This is a genomic window from Streptomyces sp. NPDC042364, assembly GCF_056437585.1.
The window spans coordinates 24,768-49,153 of the sequence record NZ_JBWKAJ010000028.1 but is presented as its reverse complement, the minus strand read 5'-3'; the positions used below and the strand labels follow the sequence as shown (position 1 = coordinate 49,153).

At 71.8% G+C, this 24,386-nt stretch carries 20 protein-coding genes; 8 read left to right on the top strand and 12 right to left on the bottom strand.

All coding sequences use genetic code 11. The annotated features are described in order from the left end of the window. Positions 1–89: 89 nt before the first annotated feature. From cyc2 to AC067N_RS35265, 4 genes are all read right to left on the bottom strand, one after another. Entirely contained in the window at positions 90–2,300 is a 2,211-nt protein-coding gene (gene cyc2, locus AC067N_RS35280; protein WP_478683023.1) for a germacradienol/geosmin synthase Cyc2, read from the bottom strand. A 101-nt stretch (positions 2,301–2,401) separates the two neighbouring features. Further along, positions 2,402–3,547: a damage-control phosphatase ARMT1 family protein gene (locus AC067N_RS35275; protein WP_478683022.1), complete on the bottom strand. Its 1,146-nt coding sequence runs from the start codon at positions 3,545–3,547 to the stop codon at positions 2,402–2,404. After that, positions 3,540–4,139 carry a hypothetical protein gene (locus AC067N_RS35270; protein WP_478683021.1) on the bottom strand — a complete coding sequence of 200 codons (600 nt, stop codon included), beginning with the start codon at positions 4,137–4,139 and terminating at the stop codon, positions 3,540–3,542. The genes AC067N_RS35275 and AC067N_RS35270 overlap by 8 nt, the downstream gene beginning before the upstream one ends. Before the next feature lie 103 nt (positions 4,140–4,242). Then, a complete protein-coding gene (locus AC067N_RS35265; RefSeq protein WP_478683020.1) occupies positions 4,243–6,057 on the bottom strand; it encodes a S8 family peptidase in 1,815 nt (604 codons plus the stop codon). Positions 6,058–6,447: 390 nt separating this feature from the next. On the opposite strand from AC067N_RS35265, the gene AC067N_RS35260 reads away from it, so the two are divergent. Then, complete coding sequence (locus AC067N_RS35260; RefSeq protein WP_478683019.1) at positions 6,448–7,410, top strand: lytic polysaccharide monooxygenase auxiliary activity family 9 protein; 963 nt, start codon at positions 6,448–6,450, stop codon at positions 7,408–7,410. A gap of 103 nt (positions 7,411–7,513) precedes the next feature. On the opposite strand, the gene AC067N_RS35255 is transcribed toward AC067N_RS35260, so the two are convergent. Continuing rightward, positions 7,514–8,167: a Tat pathway signal sequence domain protein gene (locus AC067N_RS35255; protein WP_478683018.1), complete on the bottom strand. Its 654-nt coding sequence runs from the start codon at positions 8,165–8,167 to the stop codon at positions 7,514–7,516. Between the two features lie 688 nt (positions 8,168–8,855). Between AC067N_RS35255 and AC067N_RS35250 the strand changes: the two genes are divergently transcribed. Together AC067N_RS35250 and AC067N_RS35245 are read left to right on the top strand one after the other, a co-directional pair. After that, a complete protein-coding gene (locus AC067N_RS35250) occupies positions 8,856–9,518 on the top strand; it encodes a DUF6230 family protein (protein ID WP_478683017.1) in 663 nt (220 codons plus the stop codon). Further along, positions 9,515–9,931, top strand: coding sequence for a DUF6114 domain-containing protein (locus AC067N_RS35245; protein ID WP_478683016.1), 417 nt, complete (start codon positions 9,515–9,517; stop codon positions 9,929–9,931). The genes AC067N_RS35250 and AC067N_RS35245 overlap by 4 nt, the downstream gene beginning before the upstream one ends. Before the next feature lie 26 nt (positions 9,932–9,957). On the opposite strand, the gene AC067N_RS35240 is transcribed toward AC067N_RS35245, so the two are convergent. Continuing rightward, the gene (locus tag AC067N_RS35240) at positions 9,958–10,350 is read right to left on the bottom strand and encodes a hypothetical protein (RefSeq protein ID WP_478683060.1); all 393 of its coding nucleotides are present in this window, start codon (positions 10,348–10,350) and stop codon (positions 9,958–9,960) included. A 199-nt stretch (positions 10,351–10,549) separates the two neighbouring features. Between AC067N_RS35240 and AC067N_RS35235 the strand changes: the two genes are divergently transcribed. After that, positions 10,550–11,797, top strand: coding sequence for a cytochrome P450 family protein (locus AC067N_RS35235; protein WP_478683015.1), 1,248 nt, complete (start codon positions 10,550–10,552; stop codon positions 11,795–11,797). 66 nt (positions 11,798–11,863) lie between these two features. Here the strand turns inward: AC067N_RS35235 and AC067N_RS35230 are convergent, their stop codons facing one another. The 5 genes from AC067N_RS35230 to AC067N_RS35210 are packed head-to-tail and all read right to left on the bottom strand — an operon-like array spanning position 11,864 to position 15,911. Continuing rightward, positions 11,864–13,213: a cytochrome P450 gene (locus AC067N_RS35230; protein WP_478683014.1), complete on the bottom strand. Its 1,350-nt coding sequence runs from the start codon at positions 13,211–13,213 to the stop codon at positions 11,864–11,866. Next, complete coding sequence (locus AC067N_RS35225) at positions 13,210–13,812, bottom strand: GTP-binding protein (RefSeq protein WP_478683013.1); 603 nt, start codon at positions 13,810–13,812, stop codon at positions 13,210–13,212. Before AC067N_RS35225 ends, AC067N_RS35230 begins: the two co-directional genes overlap by 4 nt. Continuing rightward, positions 13,790–14,188, bottom strand: a complete 399-nt coding sequence (locus tag AC067N_RS35220) for a DUF742 domain-containing protein (RefSeq protein ID WP_478683012.1) — start codon at positions 14,186–14,188, stop codon at positions 13,790–13,792. Before AC067N_RS35220 ends, AC067N_RS35225 begins: the two co-directional genes overlap by 23 nt. Next, on the bottom strand, positions 14,185–14,598 hold the full coding sequence (locus tag AC067N_RS35215) for a roadblock/LC7 domain-containing protein (protein WP_478683011.1): 414 nt from the start codon (positions 14,596–14,598) through the stop codon (positions 14,185–14,187). Before AC067N_RS35215 ends, AC067N_RS35220 begins: the two co-directional genes overlap by 4 nt. Beyond that, entirely contained in the window at positions 14,595–15,911 is a 1,317-nt protein-coding gene (locus AC067N_RS35210; RefSeq protein ID WP_478683010.1) for an ATP-binding protein, read from the bottom strand. The genes AC067N_RS35215 and AC067N_RS35210 overlap by 4 nt, the downstream gene beginning before the upstream one ends. Before the next feature lie 352 nt (positions 15,912–16,263). On the opposite strand from AC067N_RS35210, the gene AC067N_RS35205 reads away from it, so the two are divergent. Beyond that, positions 16,264–17,226, top strand: coding sequence for a helix-turn-helix domain-containing protein (locus AC067N_RS35205; protein WP_478683009.1), 963 nt, complete (start codon positions 16,264–16,266; stop codon positions 17,224–17,226). A 294-nt stretch (positions 17,227–17,520) separates the two neighbouring features. Here the strand turns inward: AC067N_RS35205 and AC067N_RS35200 are convergent, their stop codons facing one another. After that, positions 17,521–18,456: a GAF domain-containing protein gene (locus AC067N_RS35200; protein ID WP_478683008.1), complete on the bottom strand. Its 936-nt coding sequence runs from the start codon at positions 18,454–18,456 to the stop codon at positions 17,521–17,523. A gap of 771 nt (positions 18,457–19,227) precedes the next feature. On the opposite strand from AC067N_RS35200, the gene AC067N_RS35195 reads away from it, so the two are divergent. From AC067N_RS35195 to AC067N_RS35185, 3 genes are all read left to right on the top strand, one after another. After that, positions 19,228–21,201: a beta-ketoacyl synthase N-terminal-like domain-containing protein gene (locus AC067N_RS35195; protein ID WP_478683007.1), complete on the top strand. Its 1,974-nt coding sequence runs from the start codon at positions 19,228–19,230 to the stop codon at positions 21,199–21,201. Then, positions 21,198–22,784, top strand: coding sequence for an amino acid adenylation domain-containing protein (locus AC067N_RS35190; protein ID WP_478683006.1), 1,587 nt, complete (start codon positions 21,198–21,200; stop codon positions 22,782–22,784). The genes AC067N_RS35195 and AC067N_RS35190 overlap by 4 nt, the downstream gene beginning before the upstream one ends. A 372-nt stretch (positions 22,785–23,156) precedes the next feature. After that, the gene (locus AC067N_RS35185; RefSeq protein ID WP_478683005.1) at positions 23,157–24,341 is read left to right on the top strand and encodes an FAD-dependent oxidoreductase; all 1,185 of its coding nucleotides are present in this window, start codon (positions 23,157–23,159) and stop codon (positions 24,339–24,341) included. Positions 24,342–24,386 lie beyond the last annotated feature (45 nt).

Genomic DNA, 24,386 nt, shown 5'->3' with positions numbered 1-24,386 from the left:
GCCCTCGCGTGCGCACGGTCCGCCCCTCTCCGGACACGACGAGGACACCACCCGGGCGGCACGCCTGCCGGTGTGAGCCGTGCGGGGCCTCAGCCGGCCCGGCCCAGGGCGAACAGCGGGGCTGCCGGCGCCCGGTCGGGGACGAAGCCGTGGGCGCGGCGGGCCAGGAACGCGGGCTTGTAGCGGTCGACCTGCCGATGCCAGTTCAGAATTCCGGCGAGCCAGTTCCGCAGGTCGCCCACATAGCCGTCCATGATGTCGCGGGCCTCGGCCGACAGCTCGAAGTCGTCGTAGACGACGGGGAGTTCATGGGCGACGACATGCTCGAACTGGCGCATGCGCTGGGTCATCAGGTCGTGGACCACGCCGAGCGCGGTCGGGTAGTCGCAACCGAAGAAGTTCTGTACGACGAGGATCGCGTTGTGGACCTCGCCCTCGTACTCGATCTCCTTCTGGTACGAGAACACGTCGTTGACGAGGCACGCGTAGTCGATGGCCGCGTTCTCCAGGGAGCGGAGGGGGCCGCTGCGGTAGACCTCGGACGGGATCTGCGGGCCGTGGCCCATCCGGCACAGGCTCAGGGTGAGGTCGGAGCCGAAGGTGGCGCGCCGCATCTCCAGGTAGTCGACCGGGTCGGGGACCCGGTTCTGGAGCTGGTTGAACACCTCCCACACCCAGCTCTCGGTCATCTTGTCGACGGATGTCTTCAGGGTGCGCCGCTCGTCGGGGGTCATCTCCGCGGTCGTCCGCGCCCACAGGTCGATCAGGCCCCGTTCCATCCCGTTCACCGGGACGGGGACCGCCTCCCCCGCGACGGGCATGCAGTCGGAGAGCCGGGCGGTCGTGAGCCGCGCGGCCGCCAGATCACGGCGGTGGCCGAAGACCAGGGGGTAGTAGTCGTCGCCGTAGGTGCCCCAGGCCAGCCACTGCGAGCTCAGGTCCAGTTCCCCGGGAGTGGCGTCCGGGTCCAGGCCGGCCGCGCAGAGCGGCAGGTCGGCGGCGGCGAGCCGTTCCTCGTCCCAGACGCCCTCGCCCAGGATGCCCATCGCGTGCGACCAGGCGGTGAGGCGGGGGCGGGCGGCGTCGAGATGGGGGCTCAGCTCCACCTGGAAGGGCATGAAGAAGTCGGGGATCAGGGACGGTCCGACCTTCTGGTACGGCAGGTGTGTGCGGGTGCGCAGCCGTTCGGCGGCGGCGGAGGCGAACAGCGCCCCCACCTGAGCGGCGGACGTGCCGAACCCCGCCCCGGGCACCAGGGCCGGGCCGGAGAGGATCGCGCCGCCGAGGTCGAGCGGGCCGCGCGAGGAGGTCGCCCCGTCGTTCATGTAGCGGCTGGAGCGCATGTGCCATTCGTGGCCGCCGGCCTGCCAGTCCTGGAGACCCTTGGTGTACGCGGCGACGGCGGCGGCCTCGGCCGGGGTGAGCCCCTTCTCCAGGGCCAGCGCGGGCACTTCGGTCAGGGCGGTGTCCTCGAACTGGTGCAGCCGAGAGGTGAGGATGTCGTTGACCGTCTCGGCCGCCTGTTGCGTGTCGCAGCCGAAGAAGGTCTCCAGGACCAGCACCCCGTTGCTGTTCTCGCCCTCGTCCTCGACCTCCCGCTGGTAGGAGAACAGGTCGTTGCGCAGATGGACGGCGTCCGAGAAGGTCTCCATCAGGACCCGCAGCGGGCGCGAGCCGGCCACGGACGCGGGGACCTCAGCGGTGGCGTACTCGACGAGGCCGGCGGACCAGGGGGCGCCGCCGACCTTGCGGCGCATCTCGATGTACTCGACGGGGTTGGCGATCCGCCCCTCGTTGATGTTGGACAGCTCCCACAGGGACTCGTTGAGCAGATGCTCGGTCGCCACGGCGAAGCGGCGGCGCCAGTCCAGGGACATCGACGGCACCGTACGCGCCCAGAGGTCGGCGAGGCCCGCCTCCACCGGGTTCCGCGGCTCGGGGACGGGGGTCGCCAGGTCCAGCGGCATGAACAGCGGCAGCCGGTCGAGGTGGGCCTTGCCGCCGGGGCGGTCCTGGGAGCGCTTGTAGAGCTCCAGGAAGTGGTCGTCGAAGAAGAACACCCACACGTACCAGTCGGTGATGAGCGAGAGTGCCGGGCCGTCGCAGTCGGGGTGGGTGTACGCGCACAGCAACCCGTAGTCGTGCGCGTCGAGGTCCGCCTGTTCCCAGACGCCGGAGCCCTCCAGCATGCCCATCTCCCTCGCCCACGCGGTGGAATGGGCGCGGGCCTCGTCGAGGTGGGGGTTCAGCCGTGCGGGATACGGCAGATAGAAGTGCGGGAGTTCGAACGGCTGCGTCATGGCCGGGCCCTACCCGTGTCCTCCGCCCGGCATCCGGGTGGCGGAACATGATCACACCATCGCGTGAATTCGGGTGCTTTCGCGGCAGGAGCCCGGACTTGTCACCTCGTACGGGTGTTCATCTGGATCACCGCGTGGGCTCCTCCGGTGCGCCACCGCTGTCCCTCCGCGGCCACGAGCGCGGCCTCGGTCCGGGCGTCCAGTCCCACGATCACATCGGACTTGAGGGTGCGCAGGGCGGCCACCGGGCCGGGGAAGTACGCGGTGACGGAGGCGAAGGACGTGGTCGGCGGCCAGAGCCGGTCGCCCACCAGGCGGCGGTAGTTGAGGTCGCCCTTGAGGAGGGTCAGGTCGGCGGAGGCGAACTCCTCGCGCAGGTCCTCCGGCATGTCCGCGTACGGGAGCGGGGCGCAGGAGAAGGGGTGGGCCCGCAGGGCGAGACGGCCGTCGGCGAGGGCGGCCCACAGCCGGTCACCGGCGGGGCTCTTCGCGGCGACGAGGTGGCGCACGGCGTCGAGGGCGTCGGCGGTGGTGGCGTCCGAGACGAAGTACGGGTACGGCTTCAGGTGCAGAAGGGCGCGCTCGATGTGGCCGTGGTCGAGGAGGTGGTCGACGAGGAGGAGGTCGGGGATCAGTTCGCGCCCCGCGTTGTCGGCGACCAGGCAGAGCGTTCCTCCGCCGGTCAGCAGGGACAGCAGACCCTCGCTGTCGTCCGCGAGGAGCCGGGAGTCCGCCGCGGACTCGGCGGCGGTCTGGATGCGGAAGCCGAGGTCGGCCCGGTTGCCCCAGAGAGAGCCGTGCAGCAGCGCCGGCAGCCGCTCCCGCGGGGGCCGTTCGGCGAGGGTGCCGGCGGCGGCGAGTTCGGCCGCCGCCTCGGGGGTGTCGAGCTCGGCGAGCTTGAAGGGGCGGAACGGGTCGACGCCCTCCCAGGGACCGGGCCCGAAGTAGCCCACGGACCAAAGGAGTTGACGGTAGAAGCAGCTTTCGGCGACGAGGAAGGGCAGGTCGAACCAGGAGCGGCCGGCGTGGCGGCGTGCGCCCCAGGTGTCCCACCAGGTGTCGTCGTCCGGTGGTGCGAGGACGCCCTCGGTGGCGTCGTGCAGGAGCGCTTCCAGCGCGCGGCGCTGTCCGGGGCCGTAGGGGGTGGCGTCGAGGACCTTGCGGATGAGGGCGGGGTGCCGTTCGGCGAGGACGGAGTGCGGGAAGGAGGCCGGGTCGGTGCCGTGGATCAGGGGGGCGTCAGGCACGGTCGGGGGTCCTTCCGGAGCCGGTGGATTCCGTGGGCGGCAGGGCGACGTCCTTGATCCTCCGGTCGAGCTGCCCGCCGAAGCCCGCCTCGGTCCACACGTACTTCTGGAACTGCTCCGGGGTCAGGACGCCCCGCCACGGCGTACCCGACGGGTAGAACACCGAGTCGCATGCGGAACAGTGGTGGGCAGGCCGCCAGAGGAGTTCGGCCCGGGGTTCGCCCGCCGCCACGGTCCTCCGTTCCCGCAGTTCGCCCCGGATCACGAGGAGGGTGCCGACGAACAGGGCCACGGCGAGCAGTGAGCCGCCGATCGTGTAGACGGCCTTGTCGTTCTGGAGGCCACTGCGGGCGAGATAGGCGCCCATCGCGACGAGGATCATGCCCTCGGTGAAGTGCAGGACGGTGTCGAAGCGGGACGGGACCCCCGGGGACGAGGCCAGGCGGTCGGTCAGTCCCCCGCTACGGGACTCCGGGTCGGCGCAGGTCTCGGCGACCGTGCGCACCGACGGGCCGGAGCCGCCGCAGCCGGGGCACACCGCCGTGACCGGTGACGGGGCGCCGTCGGTCTTCTCGGTCTTCTTCGTCGACATGCGCCTACGCTAACGGCCCGCACGCAAAGGGCCGGCGGCCGGCCGATGCCCGCTCGCATCGGTCGGCCGCCGGCAGTGGGGGGTGGCGGGCGGTGAGGCCGGCTCAGAAGGTCAGCTTCCAGCTGTTCAGCCGGCCGGTGTCCGCGGACGCCACGTCCTGGACCCGCAGCTTCCAGGTGCCGTTGGCGACCTCGCCGGACGCGTTCACCGTGTAGGTGGTGTTCACGTTGTCGGCGGAGTCCGAGGAGCTGGAGGACTTCAGACGGTAGGTCGAGCCGTCGGGAGCCACCAGGTCCAGGACCAGGTCACCGCGGTAGGTGTGGGTGATGTCCACGCCGACCTGGAGGGTCGAGGGCGCGTTGCCGGTGCGCCCGGTGACGGAGATCGAGGACTCGATCGCCGAGCCGTTGTCCGGGATGGACACGGCGGTGGTGCTGGTGAAGGTGGTGCCCCCCGTGGAGCCCCCGCCGGAGCCGCCGGACACCGCCTGCACCGTCTTGGCCGCGTCGGCCAGACCCGCACCGCAGCCCCCGGAGCAGGAGCCGGGCAGAGCGCGGGCGTTGGCCTTGATCGCGGACTCGATCTGGGCCGGGGTCAGCGACGAGTTCGCCGACTTCATCAGGGCGGCGAGGCCCGCGATGTGCGGGGTGGCCATGCTGGTGCCCTGGTAGTACTCGTACGACTCCGAGGTGGGCGTCTTGGCGCCGGCGTTCAGCGTGGACAGGATGCCGTTCGCGGTGCCGGTGCTGGTCTGGCCGCCGGGCGCCGAAATGTCCACGAGCGAGCCGTAGTTGGAGTACGAGGCCTTGGCGCCCGAGCGGTTGGTCGCGGCCACCGAGATGACGTTGTTGCAGTTGCCCGGCGAGTGGTTCGCCACGTTGTCGTTCTCGTTGCCGGCGGCCACGACCACGGTCGTACCGCGGTTCACGGCGGCGTTGATGGCGCTCTGGGTCGCCGTGGAGCAGGCGCCGTCGCCACCGAGGCTCATGTTGATGACCTTGGCGACGTTGCTGTTGGACGGCACGCCGGAGACGGTGCCACCGGAGGCCCAGGTGATGGCGTCGATGATGTCCGAGTCGTAGCCACCGCACTTGCCGAGGACGCGGACCGGCGAGATCTTCGCGCCGTACGCGATGCCTGCGATGCCCTTGCTGTTGTTGGTGGCCGCGGCGATGGTGCCCGCGACGTGCGTGCCGTGCCACGAGGAGTCGCCGGCCGGGACGCCGGTGCCGCAGTCGCCCGCGTTGTACCAGTCGCCCGGGTCGGCCGGGTTGCTGTCGCGGCCGTCGCCGTCGACGGAGACCGCGGTGTCGGCGATGAAGTCGTAGCCGCCGACGATGTTCGCGGCCAGGTCGGAGTGGGCGACGTAGCCGGTGTCGATGACGGCGACGGTCACACCGGTGCCGGTGGTGACGTCCCAGGCGCCCGGCACGCGCATGCCCGCGGTGGCCTCGAAGAGGTCCCACTGCTTGCTGTACTCGGTGTCGTTCGGGTCGGCCTTGGGCTTGTTCAGGCGGTCCGGGACGACATAGGCGACCTGCGGGTCGGAACGGTACTCGGCGATGACGTCGGCGACGTCCGTCCGGGTGAGGTCCTCGCCCAGGTCGACGAGGGCGGCACCGGTGCCGAGACGGCGCTGGAAGTCCAGCTTCTCGCCGGCTTCCCTGCCCTTGGCCTCGGCGTCGGCGTCGGCGGCCTTGTTCGACTTGGCCTCGGCCGCACCGGACTTGTAGCCGACGATCAGGCGCTCGGCGACGGTGCCGGGGGCGGCCTCGGTGGCGGCGGGGGCGGGGTCGGCCTTGCCGGAGGGGGCCTGGGCGACGGCGACAGAGGTGGTCGTGCCGGCCACCAGGGCGACGGAGACCGCGGCGACGGAGATGAGTTTCCGTCCGGTGGCACGTGGGGTGGAGGTACGCAAGGGCTTCGCCTTTCGTGGCCTGCTCATGTCAGGGGAGGAGCGGCGTTGAACCGCTTCGTCGTCGAAGCGGCGGGGGGATCCAGAAAGGGGTGTGGCGCTGAGGCCGGCCAGGCGCAGGCTGCTCACCAGGGGTTACCTGTGGTTCAGCTGTTCGAGCACATTAGGCAACGCTCTGGCCATGGGGATACGGGGAAAACCCTCGGACCCCCTGAGGAACTCCCCTATCCCGTAAGGGAGTAGGCCCGGATATGCCGCTTCGCCGGGTTTGCCGAGGCACCCTCCGAGCACCGGCGGGTGGCTGGATCCGACCGGTCGAACAGGCTCGGGGTCCGTTGAACGCGCCATCCCCGGGCCCCGTACGACACGGTGGACCACCCACCCCCGAACCCCATGGATCGGACGTACCGGATGTACCGCTTGTCCGCCCGCCGCACCGCCGCCCTGCTCATGGCGGCCCCGCTGCTCGTGACGGCGGCGGCCGTCACCCCCGCGTCCGCGCACGGCGCGCCGACCGATCCGGTGAGCCGGGTGTCGGCGTGCTCGCCCGACGGCGGCGGCCGGGCGGCGTCGGCGGCGTGCCGGGCGGCGATCGCTGCGAACGGGGCGCCCTTCACGGCGTGGGACAACCTACGGATCGCCGGGGTGAACGGCCGTGACCGGCAGGTCGTCCCGGACGGAAAGCTGTGCAGCGGAGGACTCGCGGCCTACCGCGGACTGGACCTGGCCCGCGCGGACTGGCCCTCGACCCGCCTCGCCCCCGGCGGCACGCTGAACCTGACGTACCGTTCGACGATCCCGCACACCGGGACGTTCAAGCTGTTCCTGACGAAGCCGGGATACGACCCGGCGAAGCCGCTCAAGTGGTCCGATCTGCCCGAGCAGCCGTTCGCCTCGGTCACCGACCCGCCGTTGCGGGACGGCTCCTACCGCTTCTCGGCGAAGCTGCCGGCCGACCGCTCCGGGCACCACGTGCTCTACACGATCTGGCAGAACACGAGCACGGTGGACACGTACTACTCGTGCTCGGACGTAGTCTTCCCGGCGGCCGCCAAGGCCGACCCGGATGCCGGCGGGAAGAGTCCGGAGCGGACGCCGGCCGCGGCCGGGCAGCCCACGCCGGCCCGGAAGCCGAAGGCCGAGAAGGCGCGCACCCCCTCACCCGCCCCCTCCCGGGAGCCGTCCTCGACGCCCGAGGGCGCCGCGGCCGGCGGCGGGGCGGAGGTTCCCGGCAGCCCGGTGGCCTCCACGACCGACGACAGCGGCGCCCGGCTGCCCCTGGTGGCGGGGGGCGCCGCGGCGATGGTGCTCGCCGCGGGCGCCGCCCTCTTCCTCCGCGGACGCGGGCGCCGCTGACGGTGTTGCCGGCCGGGCCGGCCGATGAGTACCCGGTGGGTCCGCCGGATCAGTGAGTACTCGGGAGGCCGGCCCGGCCGGGGTGTGTGCCCGCCGGTCGGCGTCAGTTGACGAAGACCGTGGCGCCGCCCTGGCTGCCGTCGGTGACGGGCGAGTACTTCGCGGTGAAGTAGCCGGTGCTGAAGCACAGGGACGAGCCGGAGGTCCGGGTGAACGGCTGGGCGGTGAAGTTGATGCTGTTGTCGGTGTTGCTGGACGTGCCGCTGATGCTGGGCGCCTGGTACACGCAGTTGATGGTGCCCAGCAGGGTGCGCAGGACGACGGTGGTCTGGATGACCGAGCCGGCCTGCGGGCTGACGGTGACGACACCGTCCGAGGTCACGGTCGTCGTGTAGGGCAGGTTGTTGACCGTGATGCTGTTGACGCCGGTCACGCCGAAGACGTTGCTGGTGCAGCTGCCGAAGGTGTGGGCGGTGACGGACTCGGTGGCCGTGCCGGGCGCCGCCGGGTTGTCGGCGACGGTGGCGTTGAAGGCCGACTCGGCACAGGAGATGCCGCTCGTGCCGGTGGCGCTGGAGCGGAACGTGGCGGCCGTGCCGGAGGCGAGGGTGGCGTTGAGGACGTCGCCGACCGCGACCGCGTCACCCGCGGGGCCGCCGGTGGTGAGCACGGTGTCGGCGGCGGAGGCGGGGCCGACGGCCGACACCATCAGGGCGGCGGTGGTTCCGACGAGGGCAAGCAGGGATCGCGTACGCATGGGGAGTGCCTCTTCTCAGGAGGATGAGAACTGCGGGTGAGTGCGCGCGGGTGGACACCGTTCGCGCGGGGGAACGCGGCGATGCCGCTCGGCGCCGTTCGGGCGCTGTCGATCCGTGACACGCCTTCTCCGTGCGTGACGGATCGACAGCGACGGGTCCGGGATCCGGGCACGGCCCAGTGGAGGGGAAGGCGACCGTGCCCGGCACCGGCAGGGGGTGGTGCCGCGTCGGGCCGCGCAGCGCTTTCGGGTGTCACCCGCACCCCGTCGGCGACGGGGGCTCGGGACGGTGACGGGCGCTGCGCGTCGGATCCGGCGCCACGGATCCGTTGGGGGAAACCCGGGAGAGTTGTAGACCTGAGTGAGAGTCAACGTCAAGGCATGGCAAGCAAGTTGGGCACCGGGAATGGTCGCCTGACGTGCGGTTGGGAAGATCGGGAAGGACAAAACCAGAGGTGAGGGATGTTCACCTTTCACAGGTGCGGCACAACCAACATCCTTTTGCCACAAGCACCTTGACCCTTGAATGTAACCACCGGTAACTTCGCGAATGGCTACTGCGGCGTAGCAAGTAAGCCCTTGCACCCTCGGGAGGTGCGCTCAGGCGTGCGCCGCAACCGCTGTCCGCGCCAGGACAACGTGCCGTCGAAGCCCCATCTGCAATGACTTGAAAGTCCAGGGAGCACACATGGCCTCGTCCTCGGACGCCACGGCGTCCACCCACGAAAGACCCGAGGGTTCCGAAGCGTCCGGCAGACGCGGCCGGGTCCGCCTGAAGCGCGCCGCCGTGATGGCGGTGCCGGCCACTGCGGTCGCCGCCGGTCTGATGATCCTCACCGCACAGGGCGCCCTGGGCGTCCAGTTCGCCATCTCCGGCATGCCGTTCGTCGTCACCGCCGACAAGCTCGAAGGCGAGGGCTTCGCCCAGTTCGGCGCGCTGGACCACATGATCGAGAACAGCCCCAACGAGGGCGACACCGGCGGCCAGGTGCTCGTCGTGACCTCGGTCGTGAAGAGCGGCAAGCTGACCAACCTCTGCCAGAGCGTCGACCTCGGCGGCATCCAGCTGGTCCTCACCGCGGGCGACAAGTCCACTCCGGTGAGCGTGAAGAACCTGGCGATCGACTCCGACGACATCAAGGGCGACGCCTCGTTCAACAACATCGAGATCGGCCGTGACTCCAGCACGTTCGACAAGGTCGGACAGCAGGGTCCCCCCGGTGTCTACGGCCAGCAGGCCGACACGGTCACCATCACCGACCTGTACCAGCACAACTACGCCGCCACCGCGGCCGTCTTCAAGCTGCCCGACCTGCACATGCGATTCCAGAGCGAGGGCTGCCCGCAGTGAGCGCGTTCCGGGAGTGGAGAGGACGCCGGCCCTTCGCGGGCGGGCTGCTGCTGTTCCTGGGCGGCGCGGAGATCCTGGTGACCATGAAGGCACCGCTCCCCGTCATCCTGAAGATCGGAATGCAGGGCCTGGCGGGTTATCTGCTGCCCTCGCTGATGATCGTGTGCGGGCTGCTGATCGTTTTCAACCCGTCCCAGCGCCTGTTCTACTCCATCCTCGGGATCCTGCTCTCCCTGGGCACCTGGCTCACGTCCAACATCGGCGGGTTCATCGTGGGCCTGCTGATGGGCGCCGTCGGCAGCACGCTCGCCTTCGGGTGGCTGCCGGACCAGGAGCCCCGGCGCACCCGCAAGGACCGCGCCCGCGAGCGGGCCGCGAACCTGCACCAGCGGGAGCAGCCGGCCGAGGCGTAGTACGCGGTACGACTGCCCCGCGCCCTCTACAGGGGCGCGGGGAACTGCGCGCCCGCGGCCAGGGCCGAGCGCAGGCGTTCCGTGTCGGTCCAGTAGCGGTCGGGGGAGAGCGGAACGCCCCAGTACAGGCCGGGGCCCGAGGTACGGCGCAGGGGCGGGACCGCCACATGGGAGCCCGGCCCGAGGACCTGGACGCCCGCCATCCGCCAGTCGGTCGCGTCGCCGGGCGGCACCAGCCAGTACATGATCCCGCCGAAGCCGTCCTTGATGACGGCTCCCGTGGCGTCCCCGAGAGCCTTCAGTGCCGGTGCGCCGAGCGCGACCGGCACCCGTACGGCATTCCACCAGCGGCCGGCGGGCACCGTACGCACCTCGGGGCTGTACGAGCACATCCAGCGCGGGGCCCAGCTGACAGTCATGGCACTCACCGGCTCTTCATGGGGGGGGTGGGGCCGATCCTAGGAGCCGTTCCCGTACCCGACTTGCCGGTACGCGCAGGGAAGTTGCCCGCGTACGCAGCGCGCCGCCGGTGAACTCGCCGCGCGACGCGCGGGAGCCATAACGTGACCGGGTTTCCACGGTGCGCCGTGGCAGTGTTCCCGACCGCAGGAGGGCCCGATGGGCAACCCCAGCCCGTTAGTGATTGACGCGACCGGCCGTGACATCCACGGTGAGGCCGCCCGGATCCGCGCGCACGGTCCGGCGACCCGTGTGGTGCTCCCCGGCCCGCCCCCCGTCGAGGCGTGGGCGGTCAGCAGCCCCGAGCTGCTCAAGCGGCTGCTGACCGATCCCCGGGTGTCGAAGGACGCGCGGCGCCACTGGCCGAGGTTCGCGGCCGGCGAGATCACCCCGGAGTGGCCGCTGTTCACCTGGGTCGCCGTGCAGAACATGTTCACCGCGTACGGCGGCGACCACAAACGGCTGCGGACCCTTGTCGCCAAGGCGTTCACCGCGCGCCGTACGGCCGCGATGCGGCCGCGTATCGAGGAGATCACCCGGGTGCTCCTCGACCGCGTCGAGGAGGGCTTCCGACGCGGCGGGACGGTCGATCTGCGGGAGGAGTACTGCTACCCCCTGCCGATCCAGGTGATCAGCGAGCTGTTCGGGCTGCCCGAGGAACGGGCGCCGGAGCTGCGGGAGCTGGTGGACCGGATCTTCGACACCTCCGCCGATCCGGGTGAGATGAACGCGGCCTACGAGCGGCTCTACGGCGTCCTCGGCGAACTCGTCGCCGCGAAGCGGGCCACGCCCGGCGACGACCTGACCACCGGACTGATCGCGGCCCGCGACGAGGACGACGCCCGGCTGAGCGAGCAGGAGCTGCTGGACACCCTGGTGCTGATGATCAGCGCCGGGCACGAGACCACGGTGAACCTCCTCGACCAGGCCGTGCACTCGCTGCTCACCCACCCCGAGCAGCTCGCCCATGTCCGGGACGGCCGGGCGACCTGGGACGACGTGGTGGAGGAGACGCTGCGGTTCCAGGCTCCGGTGGCGAGCCTGCCGCTGCGGTACGCGGTGGAGGACCTGGACCTCGCCGCGTTGGGCGGGCCGGCGGGTGTGGTGATCGGCAAGGGCGAGGCGATCCTCGCCGCGTACGCAGCCGCCGGGCGCGACCCCGAGCGGCACGGGAAGGACGCGGACGTCTTCGACGTCACCCGCGCCGACAAGGAGCACCTCGCGTTCGGGCACGGGGTGCACTTCTGCCTGGGCGCTCCGCTGGGGCGGATGGAGGCCCGGATCGCGCTGCCGGCGCTGTTCGAGCGGTTCCCCTCGCTGCGGTTGGGGGCGGTGGGGGACGATCTGGGGTACGTGGAGTCGTTCATCTCCAACGGGCATCGGCGGTTGCCTGTGCGGGTGGGGTGAGGGACACCGTTTGACCGTGCGGGTGGGTGGGGGATTGTCGCGCAGTCCCCCGCGCCCCTGGGCGCCCTACTCCCCGCGCCACCAGGACGACAACCGGGCCCAGCCGTTCTTCGACTGCCCCGCGTCCCCGCGCTCCGTGGACTCCGCCGCGGGGAGTGGGGCGAAGGCGGGGGGCCGCGGCGCGGGTGGCGTATCTGCCACCGGCGCCGGCGGGAACGTCACCGGCAGCGCGGTGAGCGCGCGGTGGAACGGGCCGGGGCGCCACTCCAACCGGTCGGCGGGGACCGCGAGTTCGAGGTCGGGCAGACGGTCGAGGAGTTTCTCCACCGCCGCCGAGGCGATCAGCCGGGCCTCGCTCTGGGCGGGGCAGTTGTGCGGGCCCGCGCTCCACGCCAGGTGGGCCCGGTTGCCCGCCCGGCGGTCGCCCGTCAGCGCCGGGTCGGTGTTGGCGGCGGCCAGCGAGACGACGACGGGGTCCCCGGCCCGCAGCGCCGCGCCCTCGTACACCACGTCCCTGACCGGGTAGTGCACCGCGTAGTTGGCCATCGGCGGGTCGGTCCACAGGACCTCGTCGAGCGCGTCCTCGACGGGCAGGCTGCCGACGGCCAGCTCGCCCGCGAAGCGGTCGTCGGACAGCAGCAGCCGCAGGGCGCCCGCGATCAGGTTCTGCTGCGGCTCGGTGCCGCCCCCCATGAGGACGACGAGGCTGTGGACCATCTCCTCGTCGGTGAGCGCCGCGGGGTGCGCCGCCAGCCAGGAGGTGACATCGGGGCCGGGTGTGCGCCGCTTGAGCCGGACCAGGTCGAGCAGGGTGGTGCTGAGCAGTTCATTGGCCCGCTCGGCGTCCACTCCGTCGAAGATCCCGGACATGCCCTCGACCAGCCTCAGCCCGTGGCCGGCGGGGCAGCCGAACAGGTGGTTGAAGACGAGCAGCGGGATGACCTGCGCGTACTCGCCGAGCAGATCGGCCTTGCCGGTGGGCGCGAACCGGTCGATGAGGATGTCGGCGCTGCTCTCGACATAGCCGCGCAGGGTGTGGGGCTCGACCCGGGCGAGGCTGTCGGTGATGGCGCCCCGCAGCCGCCGGTGCTCCTCACCGTCGGTGAACAGGGCGTTGGGCCGGTACATCATCATCGGCACGACGGGGCTGTCCATGGGGACGGTGCCGTCGGCGAGGTCGTTCCAGCGGCGCGGGTCCTTGGAGAAGGTCTCGGTGCTGCGCAGCACGTGCAGGGCGGCGTCGTACGAGGTGACGAGGGTGGCCGGGACACCGGGGGCGAGCTCGACGGGGGCGGTGGGCCCGTGTGCGCGCAGCCGCCGGTAGGCGGCGGCCGGGTCGGCGGCGAATGCGGGGCCGTACAGGGGTTCACGGGCCGGGCAGCCCGGGGGCGGGCCGGACGGCGTTTCGGGGGTCACGCGTGCTCCAGTTCGGCGTCGCTGCTCAGCAGGTACTCGACGAGGGCGATCAGCGCCCGGGTGGAGGAGTCCGGATCGCGGGCGTCACAGCGGACGAGCGGGGTCTCGGGCAGCAGGTCGAGGGCCTCGCGCACCTCGTCCAGGTCGTGCACGGGGGCGCCGTCGAAGTCGTTGACGGCGACGGCGTACGGCAGGCCGAGGTCCTCCAGGGTGCCCATCACGTCGAAGGAGTGGGACAGCCGGCGGGTGTCGGCGAGGACCAGTGCGCCGAGGGCGCCGCGGGTCATGTCCTGCCAGAGCCGGGCGAAGCGCTGCTGTCCCGGGGTGCCGAACAGATAGAGGACCAGGGACGGGTTGAGGGTGAGTCGGCCGAAGTCCAGCGCGACCGTGGTGGTGTTCTTGTCCCGGGTGCCGGCGAGATCGTCGACGAGGGCGCCGGCCTCGGTGAGGACCTCCTCGGTGCGCAGCGGCCGTATCTCGGAGAGCGTGCCGACGAACGTGGTCTTGCCGACCGCGAAGTGCCCGACGACGAGCAGCTTGAGGGCGCGCCGCACGGTCGGCCGCAGGTACACGTCGTCAGAGGCGGGCGCGAAGCCCATCGAGGACCTCCTGGAGGATGCCGACGTCGAACCGCCGGACGGCCGAGGGGCGTTCCCCCTGTTCGAAGGGGTTCCGGAACCGGGGGGACGGCGCGCGGGACACGATGTGGCCGCTGTCCATGAGGTCGGCGACCAGCACCTTGGTGACGCTGACCGGCAGCCCGAGGTGTCCCGCGACCTCGCCCAGGGAGAGCGCGCCGGGCCGGCACAGCTCCACCATCCGGCGCTTCTCCGGGTTCAGTCCGGTCAGCGGCAGGTCGTCGGCGGCGGTCAGCAGGGTGATCAGATCCAGGGTGTTGCGGGTGGGCCGGGCGCGGCCGTCGGTGACGACGTACGACCGCACCAGGCGCCCGCCGGGCCGGGGACGGGGCGTCATGTCCGGCTGCCCGTGGCCGGCCTGGCCGGGGTGGACAGCTCCTTGCCGAGCCGGTCGACGAGTTTGTGCATGCGGTAGGTCACGGACTCCATGTCCACCTCGACACCGGTGGAGACGGCCAGGTGGGTGCCCTCGCCGGCCGCGACGAGGAAGACGTAGCCGTGCCCGAACTCGATCAGGGTCTGCCGCCAGGGGCTGGTGGACGGGCCGCAGAACTCGGCGGTGCCGCGGCTGATCGACTGGAGGCCGGAGAGACCCGCGGCGAGGCGTTCGGCGTCGTCGCGGGCGATGCCGGCGGAGTGGGCGCGGAGCATCCCGTCGGCGGAGAGCAGGATCGCGTGCCGCGCCTCGGGCACCTTCAGCACGTCGTCGAGCATCCAGCCCAGCTCGTTGGTCGTGGGCAGGCTCATGCGCGGGGGGTCCCTTCGTTGTCGTGGGGGGTGGACGGCTCGGGGGCGATGAGGTCGTCGTCGAGGATGCGCCCGGCGGCCCGGCCGAAGCGGGTGCCGCGGGCGAAGGCGCCCATGATGCGGGCGTTCTCCTCGGGCGAGCGGCCGGGCGGTTCCTCGGTCTCGAAGGGCTCCGGCTCGGGGGGAACCAGGCGTCTGGGGGCGCGGCGGCGGCGTTTGGGGAGACCGCCTTCGGTGGTGCCCTCGACGAGCGCCGGGAGGGGTGTGTCGTCGGGCGCCGGCGCGGGGCGGGCCGGGGCTTCGGGGGTCGCGGGCTCCAGGTGGGTGAGCAGCTCGGTCGGCAGGAGCGCCACGGCGCGGACTCCGCCGTAGGGGGAGCGGGTGTCCACGGAGACGCTGAACCCGTACCGCCGGGCGAGCACCCCGATGACGGCGAAGCCGAACCGGGGCGGGTCGCCGAGGCGGGTGACGTCCACGGTCCGGCCTCCGTCGAGCAGCCGGCCGGCGCTCTCGACGGACTGCGCGTCCATGCCGACGCCGGCGTCGTCGATGACGACGCAGGCGCCGTTGTGCACGGACTGCACCGTGACCTCGACGGTGGTGCCGGGCTGAGAGTGGCGGGCGGCGTTGTCGAGCAGTTCGGCGAGCGCGAGGACGACGGGTTCCACGGCGCGGCCCTCGACCGCGAGGTCGACCTGGCCGTTGACGCGGACCCGCCGGTAGTCGCGGATGCGGGAGGTGGCGCCGCGGACGACGTCGATCAGCGGGGAGGTGGCGCGCTGCCGGCCCGGCCAGGCTCCGCACAGAACGGCGACGGCCTGGGCGCGGCGGCCGAACTGGGCGTTGGTGTGGTCGACCTCCAGCAGGTCGCGCAGGACGTCGGGGTCGTCGTGCCGGTCCTGCATCTCGGCGATGGAGACCTGCTGTTCGTTGGCGAGGGCCTGGATGGAGCGCATCGACGCCTGGAGGGCGGCCTTGGCGGACCGGTCGGCGCGGGACCGGGCGTGGTCGACGGCCACGGAGAAGAGGGCGAGAACCTGCTCCAGGTGCTTGCCGAACTCCGTGGCGGCGATCCGGGCGTCGCGCGGTCCGGGGACGGGGACGTTCTGGTCGGGGTGGTCGGCGAGCGCCGGCAGCCGGACCGACACCAGATGGCGCAGCTCCTCCTCACGCGCCCGGACCTCGCGGACCAGGTCGGCGTTCCGTCTGCGCTGCCGCCCGGTGATCCCGTGCTGACGCAGCAGGAGCACGGCGGTGGCGAGCAGGGCCGCGGCCAGGCCCCAGGTCACCGCCTGCGGTATCTGATCGGTCATGTAAGTCCACGAGTCCTTACGTCCTCAAGTCCCGGAACGTTCTCAGGTCCCGGGCGGCGAACGCGGGTTGACGGAGCGCCCGACGATAGTGATGCGGCCCCGGCGGGTCTTCCCGTGACGCGCAGGGAAGTTGTCACACGGCGCATGAGTGGCGCAAGGGGCGGATGGACCGTGCGGCTTCCCTCCGGCGTTGGCGGACCGACCGCCCGGCACGGCGATCGCCTGCCGCGCTAGGGTGCCCCCACGGTCGACCGGGCTCCAAGTTGTCTCTGATCATGCACCAGTTGAAGCATTCTCGGTCAGGAATCGTATGAGACCGCGAGGAAGCCGTCGGGACCGATGAACGGGAGGAGTGGCGTTGCCCGCGGGAAGCTATGCCGTCGACGCGCTGGACACCGAGGAGCTGGATCCGCGGGAGCGAGCCGATTTCTGGACCGAGCACATCGGCTCGTACCAATCCCGGATGGGCTTCAGATACGCCCGCGCGGAGAACTTCCTCGGACGGACGGTCCGGCAGCGCACCGACACGTACCAACTGGTGAAGTACCGCTCGGACGAGATCGAGTACAGCCGGACCCGGCACCAGGTGCGGCAGGACCCGGACGAGGACTACCGTCTGCTGCTGCCCCTGGACGGGGAGATCGTGCTGCGGCAGGACGGCGAGGAGGCGCGGCTGACGCCGGGGACGGGGGCGCTGGTCTCCTTCGCGTCACCGTTCCAGTGTCTGCAGAGCGACGCCGTCGACGCGTTCATCCTGACCATTCCCGGCCGCGAGGTGAACGGCCGGCTGGGCTGCCGGTCACCGGTGGCGGCCGGGCTGGACCTGACCCGGGGCCTCGGCCGGATCGTGGGCTCGATGCTGACCGGTCTGCACGAGGAGCGGGAGCATCTCACCGATCCCGAGTTCGACGCCGTCTCCGACCGGGTCGTGGAGCTGGTGTGCATGCTGGCCGCCGGGGACGACCGCCCCGATGTTCCGGGGCAGCTGGGCGAGGTGGAGGCGATGGTCCGCCGCTATGTGCGCGACCACGTGGCCGACCCCGACCTGACCGGCACGACGGTGGCGCGTGCCCTGGGCTGGTCGCTGCGGCAGATACAGCTCGCGTTGCAGCAGGCGGGCACCACGCCCCGTGAACTGATCCGCGAGGAGCGGCTGCGGCTGGTGCGGGACCGGCTGCTGTGCGCCGAGTGCGAGCACCTGTCGATCACCGACCTGGCCTATTCCGCGGGGTTCTCCTCCGCGAGCGCCCTCAGCACGGCCTTCCGGCGGCGCTACGGGGTGAGCCCGAGGGAGATGCGGCAGAGCCCGCGCTGACCGGCCGGCGGCCCGGTATCCCCGGCGGAAGGCCTTTGCAGGTCCTCCGGGTATCCGTCGACACGTCGCTCACAAGCCACACGGCAGGGACACGGAATGTGCCGGATGTCGGACGTCTCCCGCGAGATGTCCCGATTCCGAGGATGCGGAACTTGGCCGAGATTATCCGCCGGTGGCTTGTACAGCAGCCGGGTCGTCCCGAGGGAGGCCGGACCGGGTCGCGTGATTTACGTCTCACCACGCGCCCGGTCCGTCGGCGGGTGTCCGGCCACCGAGTGGCGCCCCGCCCGGCGTCTACTGCTGCTGCCCCGGGAAGGCGCCCGCGCCGAGCCGCTCGAAGCGCTCCTGGACGTTGGCGGCGAAGGCCTGCTGCTCGGGGGCGGCGAAGGCCTGCCCGGTGACGTTCATGGCGACCGTCAGCACACCGCTGATGGGCGCGCCGGGCGAGGTGCGCACGGGGGTGCACAGGAAGTCGAACTCCTGGGGCTGCGGGTAGTCGTACGTGCCGAGGTGCGCGCGGGAGAGGGTGGCGGCGCGGCCACTGTGGAAGGCGTCGTCCATGGCGTTGAAGACGCCGACGGCGTCCAGATGAGGCAGGGCCAGGCGGCCCGGGCTGAACTGCGGGACCATACCGAAGGCCTGGCCCTGCTTGCCGTTGGCGTAGCGCAGCAGGTGGTTGGGGCCCTCCGTGAGCATGATGGGGAAGGGGGCGCCGTCGAAGACCGCGAACAGTTCCTGCTGTTGGGCGAGCAGGCTGTCACGCAGTTTGAAGTCGGCGAGCAGGGTCTCGGAGAGCTCCTGCATGCCTTCGCGGATCCGGCGGTCCCACTGGCGGGGCTCGAAGTCGGCGACGCAGACGGTACCGAGGATCATGCCGGTGTTGTCACGGAGCGGGGTGCCGAGGTAGGAGCGCACGCCCAGGTCGTTGACCAGGGGGTTGCCCTTGAACCTGGGGTAGTCGAAGACGTCGTCCAGGGCGAGCTGGGACCCCTGGGCCACCACGTGGGGGCAGAACCCGTAGTCGTTGGGCGCCTCACGGGACAGTTCGCTCAGGTCGAAGGGGATGGCCGGGCTGTCGGGGCCGACCTTCTCGCCGGGGGACGAGGTCGGGATGTACATGCCCCGGAACATCTGCCGCTCGTCGTTGATGAAGTTCACCATGGCGAGGGGGGAGCCGGTGAAGCTGGCGGCGAGCCGGGCCACCCGGTCGAAGGTGGCTTCCGCTTCCACGCTGTTGAGGCCGAGCACCTACAGCCGTAGCCTGCGCTGTTCGCTCGCGCGGAGTGCCTGGTCGGATGAGGTCAGGGGATCCATACCGCAGATGAAAGCAGAATCTCGGACTCCACGGTTCACCACGGTCGTTAATTTCTGCCCCGGACGCCTCACGGACAACGGCTGTCCCTCTAGGCTGACTTGATGGACAGCGCCACCGGCGGTCCCTGGCGGAACCCCTGCCTCTGCGGTCCCGCCCTGTCGGCCAACCCGGTAGCCTGTCCAAATTTCTTCGAGTTTCAACCTTCGGCGATCACTTCCCGCCAAACCTTGAACGACGATCGAGCGGAAGCGATTCTGCGTACGACAATCGTGCGATGGTCCGGATTTCGACGGTCATGTGTGCGGTTTCGGCTGAACGAAAGGGTGTTGAGCGGTGGGGCGAGTGCGGTTCGGGCTGCGGACCCCCTGTCGCACATGTGGGCTGGAACACCCTTCCACCCAAGACGTTTTCGCGCCAAGATCCACCGAGCGCACAGCGCCGCAGTACGGCATCCGGGACGGTCGGCCACCGTTCCGGTTAGGGACCTGTCGACGACAGGCCTGAGTGAGGGCGCCCTGCCCCGCTGATCCACGGGGGACCCGGTACGAGGACGTCCGGGTGGCCACTTCAGACTCGTGAACCTGAAACATGCTCAAGATCCGCCAGACTCGGGGACCCCGGGGTCGCGCGGAGGTCAAGCGCGCCATCGCACAGGCACATCGACGCACAGGCGAAGGAGAGGTCCGTTGAAGAAGTCGGACGTGGACGCACGGTCCGTGGCAGTGATCGGCATGGCCTGCCGACTCCCGGGGGCCGCCGGGACCGACGAACTGTGGAAGCTGCTGCGCGACGGCGTGGACGCCACCAGCGAGACCCCGCCGGAACGTTACGACGTGGACGCCCTCCACGACCCCCGGCCCGGCCCCGGAAAGCTGGCCAGCAGGCGCGCCGGATACGTGGAGGTGGCGGAGTTCGACGCCGAGTTCTTCGGACTGTCCGCCACCGAGGCGGTGGAACTCGACCCGCAGCAGCGGCTGTTGCTCATGACCACCTGGGAGGCGCTGGAGGACGCGGGCCAGCGGCCGGACGCCCTGGCGGGCAGCCGCACCGGGGTCTTCGTGGGCAACGCCCGCGCCGACTACCTGGAGCGGGCCCTGCGGCTCGGCCCCGACGGGGTGACCGCCGCCCAACTGCACAACTTCCGCTCGCTGCTGCCGGCCCGGCTCTCCCACTTCTTCGACCTCCGCGGTCCCAGCATGGTCGTGGACACGGCGTGCTCGTCCTCGCTGACCGCCGTGCACAGCGCCGTGCAGAGTCTGCGCGCCGGGGAGATCCCGCTGGCCGTGGTGGCCGGCGTGAACCTCAAGCTCCGGCCCGACGAGGGCCAGGTGATGACCGCGGCCGGGGGCATGTCCGCCGACGGGCGCAGCAAGTTCGGTGACGCGAGCGCCGACGGGCACGCGCCCAGCGACGCCGTCGCCGTCGTCGTGCTGAAGCCCCTCGCCGACGCGCTCGCCGACGGGGACCGCGTCCGCGCCGTCATCCAGGGCAGCGCCGTCGGCAACGACGGCGGCACCAGCGACTCGGTGCTCAACCCCTCCCTCACCGGCCAGCTCGAGGTGCTGCGCTGGGCGTACGAGGACGCCGGGATCGCCCCCGCCGACGTCGACTACGTCGAGGCGCACGGCTCCGGCTCGCCCGTGTTCGACGCGCTGGAGCTGACCGCGCTCGGCGAGGTGCTGGGCGAGGGGCGCCCGGCGGAACGGCCGCTGCTGGTCGGCTCGGTGAAGTCCAACATCGGTCACGCGGAGGCGGCGGGCGGGCTGGCCGGGCTGATCAAGGCGGTGCTCTGCCTGGAGCACGGCGAGGTCCCGGCCAGCCTTCATGTGGAGACCCCCCACCCCGGGGTCGCCTGGGACGAGTTGCCGCTGGAGATACCCCGCTCGCTGCGGCCCCTGCCCGACCGCGGCCGTCCGGCTGTCATGGGCATATCCGGCCAGGGTTCCTCCGCCCTCAACGCCCACGTGGTCCTGCGGCAGGCCGAGCCCGCCAAGGAGTCCTTCAAGGAGAAGCTGATGGCGGTGCTGTCGATCACCACCTATGTGCTCCCGCTCTCCGCCCGGACGCCCGCCGCGCTGGACGCGCTGGCCCGGTCGTACGCGGAGTACCTCGACGCGGGAGGAGCGGGCGCCGGGTACCCGGTGCGGGACATCTGCTTCAGCGCGGCGGTGCGCCGCCGCCACCACGAGCACCGGATGGCGGTGGCCGGCGCCACGCACGCGGAGCTGGTGGCCGCGCTCACCGGGGCGCAGGGCGCTCACGGCGCGCCCGGCGCCCGCGACGTCGCCGACCGCTACCGCGCGGGCGAGGAGATCGACTGGGAGAAGGAGTTCAAGGAGTTCAAGAAGGGCGCCCGCTTCGTGCCGCTCCCCCACTACCCGTGGCAGACCAAGCGGTACTGGCCCGGTGAGGGCGCCCTCGGCGGCGCGGAGCCGGAGAGCGACCTGTCCGCCTGGCTGCTGCGGGAGCACGCCCGCACCGGCTTCGACGACGGTTCCACCCTCACCGAGATCGGCATCGACTCGCTCGCCCGGCTCCGTATCGTGGTGGAGCTGACCAGGCGGTCGGGCCGGGAGGTCGACCCGGAGGAGTTCGGCCGCCTGCGCACGGTCGGCGAACTGCGCGAGTGGACCCGTGAGTTGGAGGCCGCAGCCCGATGAGCCCCCGCCCCGGGGTCGGCACGTCCGACCCGAACAGATCCGGCCGGCCCACGCCCGGGCCTGGCACCGGCCCGCAGACCCTGTACGGCTGGTTCGCCCGCTCCGCCGAGGAGTTCGCCGACGAGATCGCGCTGGAGGTCGGGGAAGAGCGGCTGACGTACGCCGAACTGCGGCGGCTCGCCGAGGGGATCGCCGCCCGGCTGCTCACCGCCGCAGGGGGTGAGCGCCCCCGGCGGATCGGACTGCTGGCGGGCAGGTCGGTCGCCGCGTACGCCGGGTATCTCGCGATCCAGCGGGCGGGGGCCACCGTCGTCACCCTCAACCCGGAGCACCCGGCGGACCGTACCGCCGGGATCATCCGGTCGGCGGAGCTGGACCTGGTCGTCACGGACACCGCGGACGTCGACCCGGGAACCGCGCGGCTCGTCCTGGACGAGCCGGGGCTGGCGGCGATCGCCTCGGAGCCCCGCCCGGACGCGGAGTGGCCCCGGGTGAGCCCCGACGATCTGGCGTACATCATCTTCACCTCCGGCTCGACCGGGGCGCCGAAGGGCGTGCCGATCACCCACCGGAACATCTCCGCCAATCTCGCCCATGTGGCGCCCCGGTACGGAGTCGGACCCGGCAGCCGGATGTCGCAGACGTTCGAGCTGACCTTCGACGCCTCGGTGCACGACCTGTTCGTGGCCTGGGCGGGCGGGGCGACCCTGGTGGTGCCGGCCCGCAGCCAGCTGCTGTCGCCCGTGAAGACCGTCAACAGCCTGGGCCTGACGCACTGGTTCTCGGTGCCGTCGCTCATCACCTTCGCCTCACGGCTCGGCACCCTGAAGCCGGGCAGCATGCCCACCCTGCGGTGGACGGTCTTCGGCGGCGAACCACTGCCGCTGAGCGCGGCCCGTGAGTGGCGGGAGGCGGCGCCGAACAGCGAGCTCGAAGTGCTGTACGGGCCGACCGAGCTGACCATCTCCTGCACCGGCTACCGCTTCCCGGCGAACCTCGCGGACTGGCCGGAGACACCGAACGGCACGGCACCGATCGGCAGGTGCTTCCCCACCCTGGACTTCCTGCTCCTGGACGAGGACGGCGAACCCGCCGACACCGGCGAGCTGTGCGTGCGCGGTCCGCAGCGCTTCCCCGGCTATCTGGACCCGGCGAACGACGCGGGCCGCTTCGTCTCCGGCGACGGCGCCACCGGCCCGGTCACCGGGACCGACTGGTACCGCACCGGCGACCGGGTCGCCCTGCACGACGGTCAGTTGATCCACCTCGGGCGCACCGACCACCAGGTCAAGATCCGCGGCCATCGCATCGAACTCGGCGAGATCGAGGCGATGCTGCGGGAGCAGGACGGCGTGCGCGAGGCGGTCGTGCTCGCGGTGCCGGCCGCCGACGGCGAACCGGAACTGGAGGCCGCCGTCGGCGGCACCGGCTGCGACCCCGGCCGGCTGTTCGCCGGTCTCGGCTCCCGGCTCCCCCCTTATATGCTGCCGCGCCGGATCACCGTCCTCGACGAGCTACCGCTCAACGCCAACGGCAAGATCGACCGCCGGGCCCTCCTCACCGAACTCACCCGTCCCCGCTGACCTCTCCCCGATCCCGCCGACGCCTCCCCGGCCTCCCCGGAATCCTCACCTCCACCGGAAGCCACCACCCCACGACCGTGGGGAGCGATGAAACCGGCGCTCCCCCTCCCGCCCCACCCGCCCCCGACTCTCCGATCCCGGCACCCATGACCCCCGAAGACGCCCGATCCCCCCACCCGCCGCGAACCGCCTCCTCCCCCCGGGGCGTGCGCACGGCAGGGGGGCGTCCGCACGCGCCTCTCGGGGGTTCTCGCGTTCCCGCAGGAACCGGACGCCCCCGGCGTACCGGTCCCCGCCCTCTCGCCGGCACCCCACCACTCCCGCCGGCGCATCCGCTCCCCTTCCGACATTCACCCAAGTAGTGAGGCACACATGTTCGACGCCATCGTGGTAGGGGCGCGCTGCGCCGGAGCCCCGACCGCCATGCTGCTGGCCCGCGCGGGCCACCGCGTCCTCCTGCTCGACAAGGGGGTCCTCGGCTCGGACACCCTGTCCACCCACCTCATCCACCAGCCGGGGGTCGCCGCCCTCGCCCGCTGGGGCCTCCTGGACGCCGTGCGCGCCACCGGCTGCCCGCCGCTCGACCATGTGACGTACGAGGTGGCGGACATACGGCTGGAGGGCTGCGCCCGGGGTGTGGAGGGACAGCGCGCCGCCTACGCGCCCCGGCGCCGGGTCCTCGACCCGGTCCTGGTGGAGGCGGCGGTCGCGGCCGGTGTCGAGTACCGCGAGAGGTGTGTGATCACCGGGCTGCTGCAGGACGCCTCGGGCCGGGTCGCCGGCGTCGAGGGCCGGCACGACGGACGGCCCTTCAGCGAACGCGCCCACCTGGTCGTCGGCGCCGACGGCATGCGCTCCACCGTCGCCGACCTCGTGAAGGCGCCGTTCACCATCGAGGACGAACGGCTGACCTGCGCGTACTACGCCTACTACACGGACGTGCCGGCCACGTTGGAGCTGTACGAGAGGCCCGGGTCCTGGGTGGCGGCCGTCGCCACCAACGACGGGGCGACCCTCGTCCTCGCCTACTTCCCGCAGGCCCGCTTCGACGAGATCCGCTCCGACGCCTCCTCGGCGTACCTGGAGCAGGTACGCACCACCGCACCCACCCTCCACGAGCGCATCGCGGGCCGGGAGCCGGTGGAACGGCTGCGCGGGACGGGGGACCAGCAGAACTTCTTCCGGCAGGCGGCGGGGCCCGGTTGGGCGCTGGTCGGGGACTCCGGGCACCACAAGGACTCGATCACCGCCCGTGGCATCACTGACGCGTTTCAACAAGCGGAATCCCTGGTGAAGCACGCCGGTCCCCGGCTCGGCGGCGACCCGGCGGCCCTCGACGCGGCCCTCGACGCCTACGGCGAGGAGCGTGACGCCGCTCTCACTCCGGGGTACGAGGCGACCTTGGGGGTCGCCCGGCTGGAGCCCCACGAGCAACGCCTGTCCCTGTTGCGGGCCGTGCGACAGGACCCGGAACTGACGTCCATCTACTTCGACACGGTGGCCGGCATCGGCACGGCGAGCGCACTGTACACCCCCAGGCTGCTCGCCCTTTTGTGATCTTCGTCAACTCCGCCCCCCGGGCCGCTGGTTGCGGTCAAGCGG

Coding starts and splice junctions, on each gene's coding strand:
- AC067N_RS35270 (WP_478683021.1), bottom strand. CDS start 4,139: ATGTCGACGAAGAAGACCGAGAAGACCGACGGCGCCCCGTCACCGGTC.
- AC067N_RS35250 (WP_478683017.1), top strand. CDS start 8,856: ATGGCCTCGTCCTCGGACGCCACGGCGTCCACCCACGAAAGACCCGAG.
- AC067N_RS35185 (WP_478683005.1), top strand. CDS start 23,157: ATGTTCGACGCCATCGTGGTAGGGGCGCGCTGCGCCGGAGCCCCGACC.
- AC067N_RS35210 (WP_478683010.1), bottom strand. CDS start 15,911: ATGACCGATCAGATACCGCAGGCGGTGACCTGGGGCCTGGCCGCGGCC.
- AC067N_RS35220 (WP_478683012.1), bottom strand. CDS start 14,188: ATGACGCCCCGTCCCCGGCCCGGCGGGCGCCTGGTGCGGTCGTACGTC.
- AC067N_RS35190 (WP_478683006.1), top strand. CDS start 21,198: ATGAGCCCCCGCCCCGGGGTCGGCACGTCCGACCCGAACAGATCCGGC.
- AC067N_RS35260 (WP_478683019.1), top strand. CDS start 6,448: ATGGATCGGACGTACCGGATGTACCGCTTGTCCGCCCGCCGCACCGCC.
- AC067N_RS35255 (WP_478683018.1), bottom strand. CDS start 8,167: ATGCGTACGCGATCCCTGCTTGCCCTCGTCGGAACCACCGCCGCCCTG.
- AC067N_RS35240 (WP_478683060.1), bottom strand. CDS start 10,350: ATGACTGTCAGCTGGGCCCCGCGCTGGATGTGCTCGTACAGCCCCGAG.
- AC067N_RS35225 (WP_478683013.1), bottom strand. CDS start 13,812: ATGGGCTTCGCGCCCGCCTCTGACGACGTGTACCTGCGGCCGACCGTG.
- AC067N_RS35235 (WP_478683015.1), top strand. CDS start 10,550: ATGGGCAACCCCAGCCCGTTAGTGATTGACGCGACCGGCCGTGACATC.
- AC067N_RS35215 (WP_478683011.1), bottom strand. CDS start 14,598: ATGAGCCTGCCCACGACCAACGAGCTGGGCTGGATGCTCGACGACGTG.
- cyc2 (WP_478683023.1), bottom strand. CDS start 2,300: ATGACGCAGCCGTTCGAACTCCCGCACTTCTATCTGCCGTATCCCGCA.